The organism is Streptomyces sp. 8P21H-1, from assembly GCF_013302945.1.
Map to the genome: position 1 here is coordinate 280 of NZ_JABTYA010000272.1, position 2,786 is coordinate 3,065.

At 74.9% G+C, this 2,786-nt stretch carries 4 protein-coding genes; all 4 read left to right on the plus strand.

The features are described 5' to 3' along the window. The first annotated feature begins 23 nt into the window (after positions 1–23). The gene (locus tag HO151_RS05815; protein WP_173895027.1) at positions 24–758 is read left to right on the plus strand and encodes a DsbA family oxidoreductase; all 735 of its coding nucleotides are present in this window, start codon (positions 24–26) and stop codon (positions 756–758) included. 92 nt (positions 759–850) lie between these two features. After that, positions 851–1,900: an aminotransferase class V-fold PLP-dependent enzyme gene (locus HO151_RS05820; protein ID WP_173895028.1), complete on the plus strand. Its 1,050-nt coding sequence runs from the start codon at positions 851–853 to the stop codon at positions 1,898–1,900. A gap of 54 nt (positions 1,901–1,954) precedes the next feature. Beyond that, complete coding sequence (locus HO151_RS05825; protein WP_173895029.1) at positions 1,955–2,635, plus strand: sigma-70 family RNA polymerase sigma factor; 681 nt, start codon at positions 1,955–1,957, stop codon at positions 2,633–2,635. A gap of 25 nt (positions 2,636–2,660) precedes the next feature. After that, a partial coding sequence (locus HO151_RS07500) for a zf-HC2 domain-containing protein (RefSeq protein WP_173895030.1) occupies positions 2,661–2,786 on the plus strand: 126 nt, incomplete at its 3' end.

The following is a 2,786-nucleotide window of genomic DNA, read 5'->3' on the forward strand; positions in this document are numbered from 1 at the left end:
GGAGGAGAGGGAAGGTCGCAGACATGCGCGTCGAGATCTGGAGCGACATCGCCTGCCCGTGGTGCTACGTGGGCAAGGCCCGCTTCGAGAAGGCCCTCGCCGCCTTCCCGCACCGCGACGCCGTCGAGGTCGTGCACCGTTCCTTCGAGCTCGACCCCGGCCGCGCCAAGGACGACATCCAGCCCGTCATCCCGATGCTCACCGAGAAGTACGGCATGAGCGAGGCGCAGGCGCGGGCCGGTGAGGAGAACCTCGGCACCCAGGCCGCCGCCGAGGGCCTGGAGTACCGCACCGGGGGCCGCGACCACGGCAGCACCTTCGACATGCACCGGCTGCTGCACCTCGCCAGGGAGCGGGGCCGCCAGGACGAGCTGCTCCAGATCCTCTACACGGCGAACTTCGCCGAGGAGCGCTCCGTCTTCGGCGACGACGAACGCCTCGTCGAACTGGCGGTCTCCGCCGGGCTGGACGAGGACGACGCCCGCACGGTGCTGGCCGACCCGGCCGCGTACGCCGACGAGGTCCGCGCCGACGAGCGCGAGGCCGCCGGGCTGGGGGCGAACGGCGTGCCGTTCTTCGTCCTCGACCGCAGGTACGGCGTCTCCGGCGCCCAGCCCGCCGAGGTCTTCACCCAGGCCCTGGAGCAGGCGTGGGCGAGCCGCTCCCCCCTGGAGCTGATCCAGCAGGACGGCCGGGGCGGCCAGGGCGGCGCCGAGGCGTGCGGTCCGGACGGCTGCGCGGTGCCCCACCAGCACTGACCTGCCCTGACGTGCATCCATAAGCGTTCCTACGCGGAACCACGTAAAAGAACGCAATGGACGGGCAGTTGCGCGGGGCCCAGAGTGGTTCCATGGAGACCTTCGAGAGCCTCGTCCGTGCCGAGTTCGCCCCCGGGAGCACCTATCTCAACACCGCCGGCACGGGGCTGCTCCCGGCCCGCGCGGTGGCCGCCGTGCGGGCGGGCGTCGAGTCCGTGGCGGCCGGCCGGCCGCAGGACATGTTCGCCGACGTGGAGGCGTCCCGCGCCTCCTTCGCCCGGCTCCTCGGAGTCCCGGCCGGCCGGGTCGCGGCCGGGGCCTCCGTCGCCGTCTACACCGCGCTGATCGCCGCCTCGCTGCCCGCGGGCGCCGAGGTCCTCACCGCCGAGGCCGACTTCAGCTCCGCGGTGAACCCCTTCCACATGCGCCGCGACCTCAAGGTGCGCACGGTGCCGCTGGAGCGGATCGCCGAGTCCGTGCGCCCCGGCACCGCGCTCGTCGCGGTGAGCGCCGCGCAGTCCGCGGACGGCCGGATCGCCGACCTGCCGGCGCTGCGGGAGGCCGCGCGCGAACACGGCGCCCGTACCTACGTCGACGCGTCCCAGGCCGCCGGCTGGCTGCCGGTCGAGGCGGACGCGTACGACTACGTCTCCTCGGTCGCCTTCAAGTGGCTCGTCTGCCCGCGGGGGGTGGCCTTCCTGGTCGTCCCCGAGGACTTCGGAGGGCTCGAACCGCTCTTCGCGGGCTGGGTCGCGGGAGAGAACCCCTGGGACAGCTGCTACGGGCCGGTCCAGGAACTCGCCCGCTCCGCGCGGCGGTTCGACGAGAGCCCCAGCCTCTTCTCGTACGCGGGCGCCCGGCACTCCCTGGAACTGGTCGAGAGGCTGACGGTGGACGCCGTGCACGCCCACGACCTCGCACTCGCCGACCGGTTCCGCGCGGGACTCGCCGCCCTGGGGCAGGAGCCGGTCCCGGCGCCGGGCTCGGCCATCGTCTCCGTGCCCGGACTGGGCCGCCGGCGGGAGGAGCTGAGCCGGGCGGGGATCGAGGTCTCCGACCGCGCCGGCCATCTGCGGGCCGCCTTCCACCTGTACAACACGCCCGCCGACGTCGACCGCCTGCTGGACGTCCTGTCGGGATGACGGCCCGGCCCACTGGCGTGCGGCCCACGGGGGCGCTAGGAAGGGCACCACGAGGTGGTGGTGCCGGTGGAGCCGACTCTCCACACATCCGAACGGCCGTCCTCCGACGCGGAGTTGCACCGGCGGCTGGTGTACGGCGACGAGTCCGCGCTGGCCGAGGCCTACACGGCGTACGGCGGTCTGGTCCGGCGCGTCGCCGTCCGGGTCACGCGCAGCACGGTGGCCGCCGAGGACGTGGCGCAGGAGGTCTTCGCCCAGCTGTGGAGCAGGCCGTACGCGTTCGACGCGGGCCGGGGCTCACTGCGCACCTGGCTGTCCGTGCTCGCGCACCGGCGGGCCGTGGACTGGGTGCGCAGCGAGGCGCGGCACCGCAAGGACACCCGGGCGGACGACTCGGCGCTGCACGCGATCCCGGACGCCGGGCCGGGTCCCGACGAGGCGGTCGTGGACCGCGAACGCGCGCTCCTGCTGCACTCCGCGCTGGCCGAACTCCCGCAGTCCCAGCGGGAGGTGGTGCACCTCGCCTACTTCGCGGGGCGCACCTACCGCCAGGCCGCCGTCGAGCTGGGCATCCCGGAGGGCACCGCGAAGACCCGGCTGCGGTCCGCGCTGCGGAAGCTGGCCGCGTCGCTGGCCGATGCGTCCGAACCGCCCGGGCCGTCCGGGCCGTCGGGATCACCCGGGCCGTCGGGGCCGCCCGATCCGCCGGACCCGGCGTGGGAGAGGGGCGCATGATGGCGGCAGGGGAAGGAGGCCTCCCGTGAGCGACGACCACGACGGCGTTCCCGAGCTGCTGGCCGCCTGGGCCCTCGGCGCGCTGCACCCCGCGGACGAGCGGGCCGTGCCGCCGCACCTGGCGGGGTGCGGGAGCTGCGCCGCGGAGGCG

What these genes read in the sequence shown, in the direction of transcription:
- HO151_RS05815 (WP_173895027.1), top strand. Translation starts at nt 24, where the DNA reads ATGCGCGTCGAGATCTGGAGCGACATCGCCTGCCCGTGGTGCTACGTG.
- HO151_RS05820 (WP_173895028.1), top strand. Translation starts at nt 851, where the DNA reads ATGGAGACCTTCGAGAGCCTCGTCCGTGCCGAGTTCGCCCCCGGGAGC.